This window comes from Roseateles toxinivorans (assembly GCF_004362525.1).
Classification (GTDB): domain Bacteria; phylum Pseudomonadota; class Gammaproteobacteria; order Burkholderiales; family Burkholderiaceae_C; genus Paucibacter; species Paucibacter toxinivorans.
This window is the reverse complement of record NZ_SNXS01000002.1, coordinates 606,759-622,750: the sequence shown is the minus strand read 5'-3', so window position 1 is coordinate 622,750 and position 15,992 is coordinate 606,759. Positions and strand designations below refer to the sequence as shown.

16 protein-coding genes and 1 tRNA gene are annotated in these 15,992 nt (G+C 66.8%); 13 read left to right on the top strand and 4 right to left on the bottom strand.

The genetic code is table 11. The features are described from left to right. The first annotated feature begins 14 nt into the window (after nucleotides 1-14). The 6 genes from DES47_RS08615 to DES47_RS08590 all read left to right on the top strand — a co-directional run bounded on the left by DES47_RS08615 (nucleotide 15) and on the right by DES47_RS08590 (nucleotide 5,540). Complete coding sequence (locus DES47_RS08615; protein WP_133700266.1) at nucleotides 15-2,336, top strand: cytochrome P450/oxidoreductase; 2,322 nt, start codon at nucleotides 15-17, stop codon at nucleotides 2,334-2,336. Nucleotides 2,337-2,400: 64 nt separating this feature from the next. Further along, the gene (locus DES47_RS08610) at nucleotides 2,401-3,138 is read left to right on the top strand and encodes a Crp/Fnr family transcriptional regulator (RefSeq protein WP_243748220.1); all 738 of its coding nucleotides are present in this window, start codon (nucleotides 2,401-2,403) and stop codon (nucleotides 3,136-3,138) included. Nucleotides 3,139-3,354: 216 nt separating this feature from the next. After that, the gene (locus tag DES47_RS08605) at nucleotides 3,355-4,011 is read left to right on the top strand and encodes a Crp/Fnr family transcriptional regulator (protein WP_425057417.1); all 657 of its coding nucleotides are present in this window, start codon (nucleotides 3,355-3,357) and stop codon (nucleotides 4,009-4,011) included. Between the two features lie 13 nt (nucleotides 4,012-4,024). Then, complete coding sequence (locus DES47_RS08600; protein ID WP_133700264.1) at nucleotides 4,025-4,222, top strand: hypothetical protein; 198 nt, start codon at nucleotides 4,025-4,027, stop codon at nucleotides 4,220-4,222. A gap of 41 nt (nucleotides 4,223-4,263) precedes the next feature. Then, nucleotides 4,264-4,998 carry a 7-cyano-7-deazaguanine synthase QueC gene (gene queC, locus DES47_RS08595; RefSeq protein ID WP_133700263.1) on the top strand — a complete coding sequence of 245 codons (735 nt, stop codon included), beginning with the start codon at nucleotides 4,264-4,266 and terminating at the stop codon, nucleotides 4,996-4,998. Then, on the top strand, nucleotides 4,995-5,540 hold the full coding sequence (locus DES47_RS08590; RefSeq protein WP_133700262.1) for a LemA family protein: 546 nt from the start codon (nucleotides 4,995-4,997) through the stop codon (nucleotides 5,538-5,540). The genes queC and DES47_RS08590 overlap by 4 nt, the downstream gene beginning before the upstream one ends. A gap of 1 nt (nucleotide 5,541) precedes the next feature. Here DES47_RS08590 and DES47_RS08585 read toward each other — a convergent pair whose 3' ends face one another. Genes DES47_RS08585 through DES47_RS08575 form a run of 3 tightly spaced genes read right to left on the bottom strand, consistent with a single transcriptional unit; the run spans nucleotide 5,542 to nucleotide 7,643 of the window. Continuing rightward, nucleotides 5,542-5,964, bottom strand: coding sequence for a BLUF domain-containing protein (locus DES47_RS08585; protein ID WP_133700261.1), 423 nt, complete (start codon nucleotides 5,962-5,964; stop codon nucleotides 5,542-5,544). Nucleotides 5,965-5,977: 13 nt separating this feature from the next. Next, on the bottom strand, nucleotides 5,978-6,697 hold the full coding sequence (gene folE, locus DES47_RS08580) for a GTP cyclohydrolase I (protein ID WP_133700260.1): 720 nt from the start codon (nucleotides 6,695-6,697) through the stop codon (nucleotides 5,978-5,980). A 7-nt stretch (nucleotides 6,698-6,704) separates the two neighbouring features. Further along, nucleotides 6,705-7,643 carry a LysR family transcriptional regulator gene (locus tag DES47_RS08575; protein ID WP_133700259.1) on the bottom strand — a complete coding sequence of 313 codons (939 nt, stop codon included), beginning with the start codon at nucleotides 7,641-7,643 and terminating at the stop codon, nucleotides 6,705-6,707. A gap of 121 nt (nucleotides 7,644-7,764) precedes the next feature. Here DES47_RS08575 and DES47_RS08570 point away from each other — a divergent pair, with 121 nt between their 5' ends. The 7 genes from DES47_RS08570 (at nucleotide 7,765) to DES47_RS08540 (ending at nucleotide 15,172) form a co-directional block, all read left to right on the top strand. After that, on the top strand, nucleotides 7,765-8,658 hold the full coding sequence (locus DES47_RS08570) for a DMT family transporter (RefSeq protein ID WP_243748219.1): 894 nt from the start codon (nucleotides 7,765-7,767) through the stop codon (nucleotides 8,656-8,658). Nucleotides 8,659-8,688: 30 nt separating this feature from the next. Beyond that, nucleotides 8,689-10,041 carry a 16S rRNA (cytosine(967)-C(5))-methyltransferase RsmB gene (gene rsmB, locus DES47_RS08565; protein WP_133700258.1) on the top strand — a complete coding sequence of 451 codons (1,353 nt, stop codon included), beginning with the start codon at nucleotides 8,689-8,691 and terminating at the stop codon, nucleotides 10,039-10,041. A 30-nt stretch (nucleotides 10,042-10,071) separates the two neighbouring features. Then, a complete protein-coding gene (locus DES47_RS08560; RefSeq protein ID WP_243748218.1) occupies nucleotides 10,072-10,704 on the top strand; it encodes a DUF4390 domain-containing protein in 633 nt (210 codons plus the stop codon). Continuing rightward, nucleotides 10,701-12,980, top strand: coding sequence for a sensor histidine kinase (locus DES47_RS08555; RefSeq protein ID WP_133700257.1), 2,280 nt, complete (start codon nucleotides 10,701-10,703; stop codon nucleotides 12,978-12,980). Before DES47_RS08560 ends, DES47_RS08555 begins: the two co-directional genes overlap by 4 nt. Nucleotides 12,981-12,993: 13 nt before the next feature. Further along, on the top strand, nucleotides 12,994-13,683 hold the full coding sequence (locus DES47_RS08550) for a response regulator (RefSeq protein WP_133700256.1): 690 nt from the start codon (nucleotides 12,994-12,996) through the stop codon (nucleotides 13,681-13,683). A gap of 76 nt (nucleotides 13,684-13,759) precedes the next feature. Beyond that, a tRNA-Phe gene (locus tag DES47_RS08545) sits at nucleotides 13,760-13,835 on the top strand. A 431-nt stretch (nucleotides 13,836-14,266) separates the two neighbouring features. Then, complete coding sequence (locus tag DES47_RS08540) at nucleotides 14,267-15,172, top strand: hypothetical protein (protein WP_133700255.1); 906 nt, start codon at nucleotides 14,267-14,269, stop codon at nucleotides 15,170-15,172. A gap of 7 nt (nucleotides 15,173-15,179) precedes the next feature. On the opposite strand, the gene DES47_RS29215 is transcribed toward DES47_RS08540, so the two are convergent. After that, nucleotides 15,180-15,983, bottom strand: a complete 804-nt coding sequence (locus DES47_RS29215) for a tyrosine-type recombinase/integrase (RefSeq protein WP_133700254.1) — start codon at nucleotides 15,981-15,983, stop codon at nucleotides 15,180-15,182. Nucleotides 15,984-15,992 lie beyond the last annotated feature (9 nt).

Here is a 15,992-nt window from a genome sequence, read left to right as displayed (position 1 = left end):
ACAGGAGTCGCGCCATGGCCACCTGCCCCTTCCCCCACGCCGCGATGGCGCCTGCCGCCGCAGGCACCTGCCCGGTCAGTGTCCAGGCGATGGCCTTCGACCCCTTCGGCGACGGCTATCAGCAGGACCCGCCCGAGTACCTGCGCTGGGCCCGCGAACAGGAGCCCACCTTCTTCAGCCCGCAGCTGGGCTACTGGGTGGTGACGCGGTTTGATGCCATCAAGGCCATCTTCCGCGACAACATCACCTTCAGCCCCTCGATTGCGCTGGAGAAGATCACACCGACCGGCCCCGAGGCCAATGCGGTGCTGGCCAGCTATGGCTATGCGATGAACCGCACCCTGGTCAACGAGGACGAGCCGGCGCACATGCCGCGCCGCCGCGTGCTGATGGAGCCGTTCACGCCCGAGGCGCTGAAGGCGCATGAACCGATGGTGCGGGAGCTGACGCGCCAGTATGTGGACCGTTTCATCAACGACGGCCGGGCCGATCTGGTCGACCAGCTGCTGTGGGAGGTGCCGCTGACGGTAGCCCTGCACTTCCTCGGCGTGCCCGAGGAAGACATGGACGCGCTGCGCCGCTACTCCATCGCCCACACCGTCAATACCTGGGGCCGGCCCAAGCCGGAGGAGCAGGTGGCAGTGGCCCATGCTGTGGGTAATTTCTGGCAGCTGGCCGGCCAGATCCTGGCCAAGATGCGGCTCGACCCCTCGGGCCCGGGCTGGATGAAATACGGCATACGCCAGCAGGTGTTGCACCCCGAGGTCGTCACCGACTCGTACCTGCATTCGATGATGATGGCCGGCATCGTCGCCGCCCACGAGACCACGGCCAATGCCACGGCCAATGCGATGAAGCTGCTGCTGCAGCACCCGAGGGCCTGGCAAGACATCTGCGAAGACCCGAGCCTGATCCCCAATGCCGTCGAGGAATGCCTGCGCCACAACGGCTCGGTGGCGGCCTGGCGGCGCCTGGCAACGACCGATGTGGTCATCGACGGCATCGCCATTCCGGCCGGTTCCAAGCTGCTGATCGTCACCTCGTCGGCCAATCACGACGAACGCCACTTCGCCGACGCCGACCTGTTCGACATACGCCGCGACAACGCGAGCGAGCACCTGACCTTCGGCTACGGCGCCCACCAATGCATGGGCAAGAACCTGGCGCGCATGGAGATGCAGATCTTCCTGGAAGAGTTCACGCGCCGGCTGCCCCATATGCGCCTGGCGCAGCAGACCTTCAGCTATGTGCCCAACACCTCGTTCCGCGGGCCCGAGCATCTGTGGGTCGAGTGGGATGCGGCGCTGAACCCCGAGCGGAACACGCCCGAGCTGCTGCGCAGGCAGCAGCCGGTGCGCATCGGCGAGCCGTCCAAGCACGCGATCACACGACCGGTGATCGTCGAGGCCATCACGCCGCTGGCCGAGGGCGTCATCAAGCTGCGATTGGTGTCGCCCGATGGCCAGGCCCTGCCGCGCTGGGCACCGGGCGCGCACATTGATGTGGAGTGCGGTAGCGCCGAGCTGTCGCGCCAGTACTCGCTGTGCGGCGACCCGGCCGACGAGCGCGCGCTGGAGATTGCCGTGCTGCGCGAGGCCGCGGGCCGCGGCGGCTCGGCCTGGGTCCATGGGCGGGTCTTGGTCGGCGACCGGCTGAAGATACGCGGGCCGCGCAACCACTTCCGGCTCGATGAGTCGGCGCAAAGGCTGATCCTGATCGCCGGCGGCATCGGCATCACGCCGGTCAGCGCGATGGCGCGCCGTGCGCATGCGCTGGGCATCGAATATCAGCTGCACTATTGCGGCCGCTCGCGCGCCGGCATGGCGATGCTGGACGATTTAGCGGCCCTGCATGGTGAGCAGCTGCACGTGCACGTCAGCGCGGAGGGCAGCCGCCTCGATCTGCAGGCGCTGCTCGCCACACCCGAGGCCGGCACGCAGATCTACGCCTGCGGCCCGGTGCGCATGCTTGATGCGCTGGCGCAGGCCTGCGCCGCCTGGCCCGAGGACGCGCTGCGCGTCGAGCACTTCGTCTCGACGGTGGGCACGCTGGACCCGGCCAGGGAGCAGGCCTTCGAGGTCGAGCTGAAGGACTCCGGCTTCACGATCCCGGTGCGCGCCGACCAGACCCTGCTGGCCGCGTTGCGCGCCGCCAATGTGGACATCCAGAGCGATTGCGAGGAGGGGCTGTGCGGCTCCTGCGAGGTGTCGGTGCTCAGCGGTCAGGTCGATCACCGCGACGTCGTGCTGACCCGCGCCGAGCGTGAGGCCAACCGGCAGATGATGAGCTGCTGCTCGCGCGCCTGCGGCGGTCAGAAGCTGGTGCTGGAGCTGTAGATCGTTCGTTCAGCCACAATGGCGGAGTCCCCTCCCGCGGTCACCGCCTCTGATGAGCTGAACCATGACCGAAACCCGCTGTGCCGATTGCCCCCTGCGGCCGCTGCCTCTGTTTCTTGAGCACAGCACCGATGAAGTCGACTTGGTGCAGTCGCTAAAACGGCGCGAGGTGCGCCTTGAAGCCGACGAGACCCTGATCCACGAAGGGCAGACTGATGCCCCGCTCTACACGCTGCGCGAAGGCTGGGCCTTCCGCTACAAGACGCTCAGCGACGGGCGCCGGCAGATCCTCAGCTTTCTGCTCGCCGGAGACTTCATCGGCGTGCAGCAGAAGATGGGCGACGCGGCCGCCCATGGCGTCGACACCCTGACGCCGGCGCTGTTCTGCGTCTTCCAGCGCGACTCGCTGTGGGAGCTGCATCGCCGCTCGCCGACGATGGGCTTCAACATCACCTGGCTGACTGCGCACGAGGAGTCGCTGGTCGACGACACCCTGCTGTCGGTCGGCCGGCGCAGCGCCGAGGAGCGCATCGCCATGCTGCTGATACTGCTGTTCAAGCGGGCCGCGGCGCTGCAGAAGAACGATGGCGCCAACGGCGTGCCCTTTCCGCTGACGCAGCAGCACATCGCCGACGGCCTGGGCCTGTCCCTGGTGCACACCAACAAGACGTTGCGCAAGCTGGAGCGCCGCGGCCTGCACCGCATCGCCGACGGCCGCCTGTTCATGCGCGATGTGAAGGCGCTGGCTCGCCTGGCCGATCTGTTCGGCGATGGGCACCCGCCGCCGCGACCCCTGATCTGAACTGAACTGAACTGAACTGAAAGCCTGGCCGGCGGGCTATGTCTTTCTACATACGGCGACAACGGGACGCGACCTACATTGCGGACGCCCAAAGCGGCAGGCAGTCCGGCCTGCCGGTGATCGAGGGCGATTCACGCTCATCCACCGTCGCCGATGTCGCCCAAACCCTCGCAGAACAAGGTCCTCTCAGCTCTTCCGCTCGCAGACTGGGAGCGTTTGAGCCCGCAGCTGGAGTGGCTGGAAATGCCGGCCGGCACCCTGCTGCATGAGGCCGGCAGCCTGCTCAAGCATGTGTACTTTCCGGTCACCGCCGTCGTTTCATTGATCTCGACGATGAAGAGCGGCGCCGCGGCCGAGGTCGCCGTGGTCGGCAACGAGGGCATGGTCGGGGTCTGTGCCTTCATGGGCGGCGCGCCCTCGCTCAGCAGCGCGGTGGTGCAGGGCTCGGGCTATGGCCTGCGCATGGGCGCGCCGGCCCTGAGGGCGCAGGCACAGCACAGCGAGCCGCTGATGCAGCAGCTGCTGCACTACACCCAGGCGCTGTTCGCCCAGATGGCGCAGACCTCGGCCTGCAACCGGCATCACGGGCTGGACCAGCAGCTGTGCCGCTGGTTGCTGCTGCATCTCGACCGGCAGCAGGGCAGCGAGATGGTGATCACGCAGGAGCGCATTGCCGCCATGCTCGGGGTGCGCCGCGAAGGCGTCACCGGCGGAGCCCTGAAACTGCAGAAGGCCGGGCTGATCAGCTACGGGCGCGGGCGCCTCACGGTGCTGGACCGCAGCGGCCTGGAGGCGCGCAGCTGCGAGTGCTATGCGTCGCCGTCGCCCGCAGCACCCATGGTCCACAAACAAAGTCAGTGCGCCAATGTGTAAGCAGACGCAAACGATGCAAGCAGATGCCTGCCCAGGCGCGGCAGCCGCCGTCGAGGATTGGGACCTGATGTTCGATGCCGTGAAGGCCCGGTTGCGCGCCGCAGTGACATCGGGCGATCCCAGCAACGCGATGGCCGGAACGGTGCTGGAATGTGTCGGGGCGCTGGACCTGCTGCACCAGATGCTGGAGCAGCAGCGGAGCCGCATCTAGCGACCCTGGCACACTCGGGACTCCTCTGCAGCGTCCGTGCCATGAAGCCGAATCCCGAAGCCAATTCCAACCGTCGCGCCCTGGTGCTGTTCTCCGGCGGCCAGGACTCCACTGCCTGCCTGGCCTGGGCGCTGGAGCGCTATGCCGAGGTCGAGACCGTAGGCTTCGACTATGGCCAGCGCCACCGCATCGAGCTGGCCTGCCGGCAGACCGTGCGGCGCGAGATCGCGGCACAGTTCCCGGCCTGGGCGGCCAAGCTCGGCGAGGACCATCTGCTGGACCTGCGCCTGCTGGGCCAGATCTCGGACACCGCGCTGACCGAATCGCGCGCGATCGAGATGCAGGCCAACGGCCTGCCCAACACCTTTGTGCCCGGCCGCAATCTGCTGTTCCTGGGCTTTGCCGCCACGCTGGCCTACCGGCGCGGCGCCTCGGTGCTGGTGGGCGGCATGTGCGAGACCGACTACTCCGGCTACCCCGACTGCCGCGACAACACGCTGAAGGCCATGCAGGTGGCGTTGAGTCTGGGCCTGGACACGGCGATGACGATAGAGACGCCGCTGATGTTCATCACCAAGGCCGAAACTTGGAGCCTGAGCGAACAGCTCGGCGGCCCGGCCTTGAACGAGCTGATCATCGAGCACACCCACACCTGCTATCTGGGCGATCGTGGCCTGCGCCACGCCTGGGGCTATGGCTGCGGCAGCTGCCCGGCCTGCGAGTTGCGGCGCAAGGGTCATGACGAGTATCTGGCCGCCAAGGCGACCTGCGCGTGAGCGGTTTCTCGGGGTTCCTCGTCGGCCTGGCGGCGGTGCTGCTGTTCTGGGGCATAGGCGCCTACAACCGCATCATGCGGCTGCGCAACAAGATCGGCGATGCCTATGCGCAGCTGGACCAGCACCTGAGCACCCGCGCCAAACTGGTGGCCAGGCTGATGGAGCTGCTGCTGCCGGAGCTGGTGACCGAGCTGGCCGCCTTCGACGCGCTGCACAGCGCGCAGACCGATTGCGACACGGCCGCCGCCGCCGTGCGGGCCCGGCCCGCCGTGGCCGACCCTGTCGCCCAGCTGGCGGTGGCGGTGGCCGTGCATGCGGCCGCGCTGACCCGCCTGCTGGCCCTCTTGGACCAGCACCCCGAGCTGCGCGCCCGGGACGACATCCAGCCCCTGCTGGACGAGCTGCGCGCCATCGAGCAGCAGCGCTCGTTCGCGCGACAGCTGTTCAACGAGGCGGTGCGCGTCTACAACGAGGCGACGAACCAGTTCCCGACGCGGATACTGGCCGGCATCTATGGCTTCAAGGAAGCCCGTTCCCTGTAATTCAACTGCAGACGATTGCGCCGGAACTTACCAGTTCGTTGAACAGCGCCATCAGTGCGTGGCCCGACATGTGATACGGGTCGAGCTTGCCGGTCTCGCAATACTTCAGCACCAGGCCGGGATTGAGGCGCGACAGCGTCACCTGGCCCATGGTCCAGCCGGCGAACTGGCGTTCGGTGATTTCCTGGTAGCGCAGGATCACGACATCGCTGTGGCGCGGGTCGGTGACGATCTGCTTGTACAGCTCGTTGACGACATCGCGCCCACCCTCCAGCACCTGCATGAACAGGCCGTCGGAGTAGCACAGCACGCCGGTCACCCCGCGCTCGGGATTGTGTGAGCGCGACTGCTTCAGGATGGTGTTCAGCTCATCAGGGCTGAAGCCGCTGACGGCGCGGCTGGCGTAGAGAAGGCGGACTAGCATTTGGATCTCCAGATCACTTGATCAAGGCGAGAAACTCTCGCCGCAAGTTGGCGTCCTTCAGGAACGCCCCGCGCATCACGCTATTGGTCATCTTGGACTCGTCGTCCTTGACGCCGCGCCAGTGCATGCAGAAATGGTCGGCCTCCATCACGATGGCCAGGCCGTCCGGCTGCACGCGCTCCTGCAGCTCGTTGGCCAGCATCGTCACGGCCTCTTCCTGTATCTGCGGGCGGCGCATGATCCATTCGCAGATGCGGGCGTACTTGGACAGGCCGATCAGGTTCGAATGCTCGTTGGGCAGCAGACCCACCCAGACCCTGCCCATGATGGGGCAAAGATGGTGCGAGCAGGCGCTGCGCACCTTGATCGGCCCGACGATCATCAGCTCGTTGAGCCGCGTCACGTTCGGAAACTCGGTGACGTTGGGCGGCGCCACATAGCGGCCCTCGAAGACCTCGCGCACAAACATCTTGGCCACGCGCTTGGCGGTCTCGTTGGTGTTGTGGTCGCTCTCGGTGTCTATCACCAGCGCGCGCAGCACGCCCTGCAGATGCTGCTGCACCTCGGCCTGTATCTGGTCGAGCTCGCCCTCTTCGACGAAGGCCGAGATATTGTCGTTGGCGTGATAGCGGCAGCCGGCATTCACCAGCCGGTAGCGGATGCGCTCGGAGGTCGGCAGGGCGCCGGTCTCCGACTCGCTGGGGGGCAGGTTCTCGCGCGTATCGCCGGTCATGGATGCCTCATTGTTCTCTAGCTTGGCCCTGCATTGTGTACGCATCGTCAAGGCCTTGCCCGGCCACCACCAAATGGTCGATGAACATCCGCACCTTGGCCGGCAACCAGGGCGTCGGCGGATAGAGCAGCAAGACCTGGCGCGGGCGATAGGCGCCGCCCAGCGTCCAGTCCGGCAGCAGGGCCTGCACCGAGCCCTCGCGCAGCGCCTGCGCGGCGGTGAAGTCGGGCAGCAGGGCGATGCCCTCGCCGGCCTGGGCCAGGGCCAGCATGGCCAGCGTGTTGGAGACGGTGATGCGGCTCTTCATCTGCAGCTGGCGGGTCTCCGCCCCGCGGCTCAGCACCAGCTGGTCGTCGAACGAGCCGTAGCCCAGGTACATCAGCTCGCGCGGGTCCAGCGCCGCAGGCTCCTGCGGCAGGCCCCGGCGCTGCAACCAGGCGGGCGAGGCCACCAGCCGGTAGCGCGTCTCGAACAGCGGCCGGGCCGCCAGGCCGGGGGGCGGATCGGTGGTGATGCGTATCACCGCGTCGACGGACTCGCTGACCAGGTCGACCATGCGGTCCTGCAGCATCAGGTCCAGCTCTACGCCTGGCCAGGCGCGCAGAAAGCCCGGCAGCAGCGGCGTCAGCCAGACCTGGCCCAGCACTGCCGGCGCGCTGATGCGCAGCCGTCCGCCCGGCGCCGCCCCCTGGCTGGCGGCCAGCGCCTGCACCTCACGGGCCAGGGCAGCGATCTGCACACAGCGCTGATAGACCTCGCGGCCCAGCTCGGTGACGCTGACCGAGCGGGTGGTGCGCTGCAGCAGCCGCGCACCGACCTGCGCCTCCAGCCGGCCGACACTGCGGCTGACCGCCGAGGTGCTCAGGCCCAGCTGCCTTGCGGCGCTGGAAAAGCCCTGGGCATCGACCACACGGGCGAACACCAGCATCTCCGGAACCAGCTCCATGGCATGCCCAACTGTTGCGTTTGAATCAACGATATTGTGAGTCAAAGCCATATTGTTGGTTTTTAGGCGTTGACCGAAAGTCCCTCCACGGCGTCCTGTTGGCGCAAGGAGTGGCAAAAAAATGCAAGTCAATACATCGGGCGGCGGCTGGCGCATGGGCCTGGCCATGGTCCTGTCGGGCACCATAGGCCTGCTGGTCACCGAGAGCGGCCAGTCGCCGCTGGCGGTGGTGTTCTTCCGCTGCCTGATCGGTGGCGCCGGCCTGCTGGCCTGGCTCAGCGTCAGCCGAGGCTGGCGCCCGCTGACGGCCACCCACTGGCGCTGGATCGCCATCGGCGCGCTGGCCCTGGTGTTCAACTGGGTCTGCCTGTTCTCGGCCTACCGCTACAGCAGCGTGTCGGTGGCCACCGTGGTCTATCACACCCAGCCCTTCATGCTGCTGGTGCTGGCGGCCTGGCTGCAGGGCGAAAAGCTGGACCGCGCCCGCCTGCCCTGGCTGGTGCTGGCCTTCATCGGCGTGGGCTTCAGCGCCGGTTTCACGCTGGACGGCATGGGCCAGACCGGCTTCTGGCCCGGCGCGCTGCTGGCCTGCGCCGCCGCCTTTCTGTACGCCGTCGCGACGCTCGCCGCGCAGCGGCTGAAGGGGCTGCCGCCGGCCCAGATCGCCGGCCTGCAGATGCTGATAGGCACCGTGGTGCTGGCGCCCATGGCCCTGCCGCTGGACCGTACGCTGACCGTGCCCGGCCTGGCCGCCCTCCTGACCCTGGGCCTGGTGCACACGGCGCTGATGTACACGCTGATGTATGCCGCCTTCCAGCGTCTGGCTGCGCAGCAGGTGGCGGCCCTGTCCTTCATCTATCCGCTGGTCGCCCTGATCGTCGATCTCGCCTACTTCCGCGTCAGCCTCAGCGCCGCCCAATGGGCCGGCATGGGCCTGATACTGCTGGCCGTGGTGGCCAACCAGCGCGGCTGGCGCCTGGGCCTCAAGCCGAAGGCCCGGGCCCTGCAAGCCTGAGGAAATGGGCGGGGCCACTACACTGGCGCGGTGTCCCCTACCAGCCCATCCCCCACCTCCCAGCCCCTGTCGCAACTGCTGAGCCGCACCGCCGATGCGGTGCAGGCGGTGCGCGAGGGCCGCTCGCTGACCGATGTGCTGGCCCGCTGCCCGGCCGAACTGCGCGGCGGCACGCAGGCGCTGAGCTTCCATGTGCTGCGCTGGATGGGCTCGGCCCAGGCCGCGGCCAAGCTGATGGTGCCCAAGAACCCGCCGCCGGCCGTCGATGCGCTGCTGACCACCGGCATCGCCCTGCTGTGGCCGGTCAAAGACCCACCCTATCCCGATCACACGCTGGTGGACCAGGCCGTCACCGCGGCGCGCAAGCGCACGCCGGCCAATGCCGCTTTCGTCAATGCCGTGCTGCGCCGCTTTCTGCGCGAGCGGGAGGCGCTGGTGGCCGCCGCCCAGCGTGATCCGCAGGGCGCGTTCAACCATCCGCCATGGTGGATAGAGCGGGTGCGCAAGGACTGGCCGCAGCAGTGGCAGGCCGTGCTGCAGGCCAGCAACGAACATCCGCCTATGACCTTGCGCGTCAACGCCCGCCATGGCACGGCCGAGGCCTATGTGGCCCGGCTGGCCGAGCGCGGCATTGCCGCCCGCCTGCTGGGCTCGCTGGCGCCGCAGGCGGTGGTGCTGGCCCGGGCCGTGCCGGTGACCCAGCTGCCCGGTTTTGCCGAGGGCGAGGTCTCGGTGCAGGACGCCGCCGCACAGCTGGCCGCGCCGCTGGTCGTCGGCCGCAACCTGCCGCCCGAGGCCGGTGCGCCGCTGGCCGCAGGCGCCCGCGTGCTCGACGCCTGCGCCGCCCCGGGCGGCAAGACCGCGCACCTGCTGGAGCTGGCCGATCTGGATCTGCAGGCGCTGGACAGCGACCCGACCCGCCTGACGCGCGTCAAGGACACGCTGGATCGCATCCGGCAGAACGCCCAGCTCAGCGCCGCCGACGCCCGCCACCCCGCCACCTGGTGGGACGGCAAACCGTATGACGCCATCCTGCTCGACGCCCCCTGCAGCGCCTCGGGCATCGTGCGCCGCCACCCCGATGTGCGCTGGCTGCGCCGCAACAGCGACATCGGCAATCTGGTGCGCACACAATCCGAGCTGCTGGAGGCACTGTGGCCGCTGCTCAAACCGGGCGGGCGCCTGGTCTATGCAACCTGCTCGTTGTTCAGGGACGAGGGCCAGGCCCAGGTCGATGCATTTTTGCAACGCCATGGCGATGCAAAAAGCGTGCAAAGCCTGCCCTTCACCGGACATCTGCTGCCGCTGCCCGAAAATCCGGGCATGGCCGCCGGGCCGGCGGCTTACGATGGGTTCTTCTACGCCCTGCTGGTCAAGACCTGACGCCGTTGACGTTTCACCGATCCCCCGCCCGTGCAAGCCGTCTCATCATCGTCAGCCTCCCTCGCGCGGCGTGCTCCGGGCACGCCGGGCGCGCTGCGTGGTCTGCTGCTGGCCTGGGCGCTGCTGCTGTGCGGGCTTCTGCTGCTCGCGCCGCAGGCGCAGGCCCAGGGCATAGAGCTGACCACACTGAAGGCCGAGCGAGACGAGGACGCGCTGAGCCTGAGCTTCAGCACCGTCTATGAATTGCCCCGGCCGGTGGAAGACGCGCTGCAGAAGGGCGTGCCGATCTACTTCACCGCCGAGGTGTCCATCTATCGCAGCCGCTGGTACTGGCGCGATGCGCGCATTGCCCGGGTCAGCCGCAGCTGGCGCCTGGCCTGGCAGCCGCTGACGCGGCAGTACCGCGTCAGCACCGGCGGGCTGAACCAGACCTATGGCTCGCTGCATGAGGCGCTGAACGCGATGCGCGGCGCCCAGGGCTGGCGCATTGCCGAGCTCAGCCAGCTCGAGGACGATGCCAAGCACTATCTTGAATTCAGCTACAAGCTCGACACCAGCCAGCTGCCGCGGCCGATGCAGATCGGCCTCGGCTCGCCCGAGGGCTGGGCGCTGCAGGTCGCGCGCAATATGACCGTTGACTTGGCCGTGCGCGGCACACCATGACCAAATCCGCGCGATGGGTGTGGCTGGTCGCCGTGGTGGCCGTGACGGGGGCCTGCGGCGTGCTGGCCTTTCTGCTGTCGATCAGCGCCACCGCCGAGCGGGGCTTTTTCGAGCGCCACTACGTCTGGCTGTTCTGGGTCAATATGGCCGTGGCCGCCGCCCTGGTGGTGGTCATCGGCCTGGCCGCCGTGCGCCTGGTGGTGCGGGTGCGCAGCGGCAAGTTCGGCAGCCGGCTGCTGCTGAAACTGGCCGGCATCTTTGCGCTCGTCGGTGTGGTGCCGGGGGTGCTGATCTACACCGTCTCCTACCAATTCGTCTCCCGCTCGATCGACAGCTGGTTCGACCAGCGGCTGGCCACCGCGCTGGACGCCGGCCTGAACCTGGGCCGCGTCACCCTGGACGCCCTGGTCAATGACCTGGGCACCAAGACGCGCAGCGCCGCCGAGCGCCTGTCGGAGCGCTCCAACGAGGGCCTCAACAGCCCGCAGCCGCTGCAGCTGGAGCGCATGCGCGAGCAGTTATCGGCGCAGACGCTGTCGCTGATAGGCGCCGGCGGGCAGATCCTGGTCACGGTGGGCGGCGATGCGCTGTCTCTGACGCCCGACCGCCCGGCCACCTCGCTGCTGCGCCAGGTGCGCATGACCGGCGTGGTCAGCCAGCTCGAGGGCCTGGACGAGGACGCCGCCACCGTGCAGGGCAGGGCCCGCATCCGCGCGATCGCACTGGTGCCCAATGCCGAGCTGTCGCTGGGCAGCGGCGACCGCTATCTGATGGTGGTGCAGCTGGTGCCGGGCAGCATCGTCAACAACGCGCTGGTGGTGCAGACCGCCTTCCGCGAGTACCAGCAGCGCGCGCTGGAGCGCGACGGCCTGCGCCGCATGTACATCGGCACGCTGACCCTGGTGCTGATACTGGCCGTGTTCGCGGCGCTGCTGCTGGCCGTCACCCTGGGCAACCAGCTCGCGCGGCCGCTGCTGCTGCTGGCCGACGGCGTGCGCCAGGTGGCCAAGGGCGACCTGACGCGCAAGCCGGTGCTGACCTCGCGCGACGAGCTCGGCGGCCTGACCCGCAGCTTTGCCGAGATGACCGAGCAGCTGGCCGATGCCCGCGGCATGGTCGAGCGCAGCGTGGCCCAGTTGGAGGGCGCGCGCACCAATCTGCAGACGATTCTGGACAACCTGACCGCCGGCGTGATCGTGTTCGACCACGAGCGCCGCATCGAGACCGTCAACCCGGGTGCGACGCGCATCCTGCGCCTGCCGCTGTTCGCCTACCGCGGCCGCAAGCTCGAGGAGGTGCCCGAGCTGGAGGCCTTTGCCCAGGGCGTGTGGCAGCGTTTCGATCAGCACAAGTCCAGCCCCGAGGACGGCGAGCGCGACCTCTGGCAGGACAGCTTCGAGCTGCAGACCGGCAAGGAGCGCGACGTGCTGACCCTGCTGGTGCGGGGTGCGGTCTTGCCCCAGGACTCAAGGCTGATGGTGTTCGACGACATCAGCGAGGTCGTCTCCGCGCAGCGCTCGGCCGCCTGGAGCGAGGTCGCGCGGCGCCTGGCCCACGAGATCAAGAACCCGCTGACGCCGATCCAGCTCTCGGCCGAACGGCTGCAACACAAGCTCGAGAGCAAGCTCGAAGGCGCCGACCAGGCGATGCTGGTGCGCTCGGTGGGCACCATCGTCAACCAGGTGCAGGCGATGAAGCAGCTGGTCAATGAGTTCCGCGACTACGCCCGCCTGCCCGCCGCCAATCTGACGCCGCTGGATCTGAATGCGCTGGTCGCCGAGGTGCTGACGCTGTACGCGCCGGCGCAGGAAGCCGGCCACCTGGTGGCCGAGCTGGCCGTGGCGCCGCCGCAGATCGTCGGCGACGCCACCCAGCTGCGCCAGGTCATCCACAACCTGGTGCAGAACGCGCTGGATGCCACCGCCGAGCGCGAACAGGGCCGCGTGCGCGTGCGCACCGAGGTGGCGACCAACGAAGCCGGCGAACTGCGTGCGCTGCGCCTGCAAGTCATAGACAATGGCCCCGGGTTCCCGGAGAAGGTGCTCAAGCGCGCCTTCGAACCCTATGTCACCACCAAGGCCAAAGGCACCGGATTGGGCCTGGCGGTGGTGAAGAAAATCGCCGACGAACACGGCGCTCGCATACGCATCACCAACTTGCACGACCGCGGCGATGAGGCCCAGCCGGTGACCGGTTCGCAAGTTTCGTTATCATTTTCAAAACTCGCGACTGCACCGAGCCCCGTCAGCCCCGCTGACGAGCCCAGGCCCGCGTGAACAGCAGGCACTCATGGCAACCATACTTGTAGTCGATGACGAACTGGGCATACGTGCCCTGCTCTCCGAAATTCTCAGTGACGAAGGTCACACGATCGAGCTCGCCGAAAACGCCGCGCAGGCCCGCGCCTGCCGCGAGCGCATGCGGCCCGACCTCGTGCTGCTCGACATCTGGATGCCCGATGTCGATGGCATCAGCCTGCTCAAGGAGTGGGGCGCCGCCGGCCAGCTGAGCATGCCGGTGATCATGATGAGCGGCCACGGCACCATAGACACGGCGGTCGAGGCCACCAAGTTCGGCGCCATCGCCTTCCTGGAAAAACCGATCACGCTGCAGAAGCTGCTGCGCGCCGTCGAGCAGGCCCTGGTCAAGGCCGCCCCGCGCCCGCTGCCAGGCACCGTGACCTACACCCGCGTTGACCTGATGAGCAACGGTGCCCCCGGCATCAGCAGCCCGTTGATCAGCACCGCCCAGCCGGCCATGGTCAGCATGGGCCTGCAGTCCGAACAGGTGTTCGAACTCGACCGCCCGCTGCGCGAAGCCCGCGACGCCTTCGAAAAGTCCTACTTCGAATTCCACCTCGCCAAGGAACACGGCTCGATGACACGCGTTGCCGAGAAGACCGGCCTTGAGCGCACCCACCTCTACCGCAAGCTCAAACAGCTGGGGGTCGATCTCAGCCGCAACAAGAAGGGCGTTTGATTTCCGCCTCGGCTTCTGGTGTATACTGCGAGGCTTCACGCGATGGCCGCAATGCCTGACCGTAGATAGAAATAATGGCCTGGTAGCTCAGTCGGTAGAGCAACGGATTGAAAATCCGTGTGTCGGTGGTTCGATTCCGCCCCAGGCCACCACAGTTTCATAGGAAGCCCCGTACATTCAGGTGTCCGGGGCTTTTCTACAATTCGGCCGCAATCTCTACAAACTGAGAATTGCGAGGGCTCCCGATTCGGCTTGGCAATTGAGTTCGGGAGGCGCGACGATGCACCGATTTGGTAGCGATCAGGATCAGCCGGCCAACGTGCCAATGACTCCCCCGCGATTCGCGCAGATCGGAGAAGGCCCAATCGCGAAGGGCTCCGGCCCGAGTGATTTCCTATGCAGCTCATGCGGCAATCTACTGGTGGCTGGTTATGAACCTCGGAAGCTTGTTGCCGTAGGCATAGAGTGCGGCAGGTGCCACGCGATATCGACCACTGAGCCTTGGCCCGATGGCGAACCAATGCCCTTGGGTCTTATTACCTTAGGAACGGCAGGACGGTTTTGTATATCTGCCCCCTTGGACTTGGCAGATGCCACCATCAGCTGCGATCAGGAAATTGCTCGAATCCGCGGTGTGAACGGCATCCGTGATGACGCAAGAACAGGTACGCAACTCGGATTGGATTGGCTGCAGTCTGTCGAGCGTCAAATGCGCGAACTCTGCCGTGGCTTTGATGACTGCCTGGCAACAACGCAGCGGGCGATGAATGCGGGAAATCATCGGTTCTTGGACCACCCTCCCGCATGGGCACTGCTGACGCTTCAGAAGGGTTTGACGGCAGGCGGACTGAACCTGCATGGAGATCACGGCATCGCCGTCAACTTCCTACAGGTTGTTGAACACTTGATATCGCGTTGGCAACACCACCCACACTTTAGAGGAATCTCGTATGCACTCATTCATGAGTTCCCTCACGCCGTGGCGCAGTTCATTGCTTGCACCTATCTTGCGGACCTAGGCAACCCAATCGGTTTCAACGACGCGAAGCTGCACCGGGGTCAATCCCCCGATATGTTCATCAACTTCGGACCCACTACACAGATCGGGATTGAGGTGAAGGCGCCCGCCGATTTGCAGTGGCCACGCCCAATGCCCGACTTGGCACGGCTTGAGCGCATCATCATCAAGCAGCTCAAGAGAGCAGCCGAGCAGCTGTCGGTTGATGTGGGCGGAATTGTTGTGCTTGGGGCATCTGTTGCCTCCCCACTGCTGCGGACAGCGCTGGAACCATTGCTTATCGACCTTGGTCGGCGCAAGAAGGTGCCATCGCACATTGCCGGCATCGGGTGCGTATGCACCAATCCGTCCGCTACGTTTGCGCCAAGGTCTGCTAGAGAGTTCTCTCTCAGCTCGTCGGCTGATGCTTTCGCGGTGCTGAACCCGCGGTTCCCATATCCACAGGTTCTCACCTTATCGCGCCAAGGCTAGTGTCTGGCTATCGTAGAGGTTTGACTCGCTCCCCTGCTCGAGCCCGCACATAGTGCTCGGTCATTTCTCGATTGCGATGGCCTAGAAGTTTCTGCGAATGCGCCAGGTCGCCCGTGTCGGATGCGGCCTTTGCCCGCAAGTCTCGGAACTGAAACGACACGCCGGCCGCTTTCCTGGCCTTGTCAAAGCGCGAGCGCAATGCAAAGGTGCCCAGGGGCTTGCCGTCATCGTCCTGAATCAGCCAAGCACTCGTACGTACGCGCGGCCGGGCGTTGATCCGCTCGATCAACTGGGCCAGTTCGCCGGTCAGCTCAATGGCCCGCTTGGCGCCGGTCTTGTTCTGCACAATCCACAGCGCACCGTCGTGCAAGTCTGCCCGCTTGATCTTCAGCACATCGGCCGGCCGCTGGCCGGTCAGCAGCGCCAGGTCCATGGCATCGCGCACGGTCTGGCCGGCCTTCTCCCACACCGCCCGAAACTCGGCGTCGCTGACATAGCGGTCCCGCCCGGTTTCCTTGAAGCCCTTGACCCCTTGGCAGGGGTTCGGTGCGTCGGTGTAGCCCCACTCGCGGGCCTTGTTGATGATGTGGCTGAGCAATGCTTTCTCGCGGTTCGCTCGGGCCTTGGCTTGCTCGCCGCGCTTGTCCAGATAGGCGCGCACATGGTGCGGCTTGATCGAGTCGATCAGCACGCGGCCGAACACCGCTCGCAGGCGCTCAAGCTCTTTCAGGTTGTCGGTTTGGGTGCGCCTGGCCTTGGCCGGAATCACCTCAAGCTCGTATTTCAGCGACACCACAGCAAAGGTCTTCACGCTCGGGTC

Excerpts from the sequence above, each read along its gene's own strand:
- DES47_RS08615 (WP_133700266.1), top strand. The coding sequence starts at position 15 with ATGGCCACCTGCCCCTTCCCCCACGCCGCGATGGCGCCTGCCGCCGCA.
- DES47_RS08575 (WP_133700259.1), bottom strand. The coding sequence starts at position 7,643 with ATGGAGCTGGTTCCGGAGATGCTGGTGTTCGCCCGTGTGGTCGATGCC.
- DES47_RS08585 (WP_133700261.1), bottom strand. The coding sequence starts at position 5,964 with ATGCTAGTCCGCCTTCTCTACGCCAGCCGCGCCGTCAGCGGCTTCAGC.
- folE (WP_133700260.1), bottom strand. The coding sequence starts at position 6,697 with ATGACCGGCGATACGCGCGAGAACCTGCCCCCCAGCGAGTCGGAGACC.
- DES47_RS08570 (WP_243748219.1), top strand. The coding sequence starts at position 7,765 with ATGCAAGTCAATACATCGGGCGGCGGCTGGCGCATGGGCCTGGCCATG.
- DES47_RS08555 (WP_133700257.1), top strand. The coding sequence starts at position 10,701 with ATGACCAAATCCGCGCGATGGGTGTGGCTGGTCGCCGTGGTGGCCGTG.
- DES47_RS08600 (WP_133700264.1), top strand. The coding sequence starts at position 4,025 with ATGCAAGCAGATGCCTGCCCAGGCGCGGCAGCCGCCGTCGAGGATTGG.
- queC (WP_133700263.1), top strand. The coding sequence starts at position 4,264 with ATGAAGCCGAATCCCGAAGCCAATTCCAACCGTCGCGCCCTGGTGCTG.
- DES47_RS08610 (WP_243748220.1), top strand. The coding sequence starts at position 2,401 with ATGACCGAAACCCGCTGTGCCGATTGCCCCCTGCGGCCGCTGCCTCTG.
- DES47_RS08550 (WP_133700256.1), top strand. The coding sequence starts at position 12,994 with ATGGCAACCATACTTGTAGTCGATGACGAACTGGGCATACGTGCCCTG.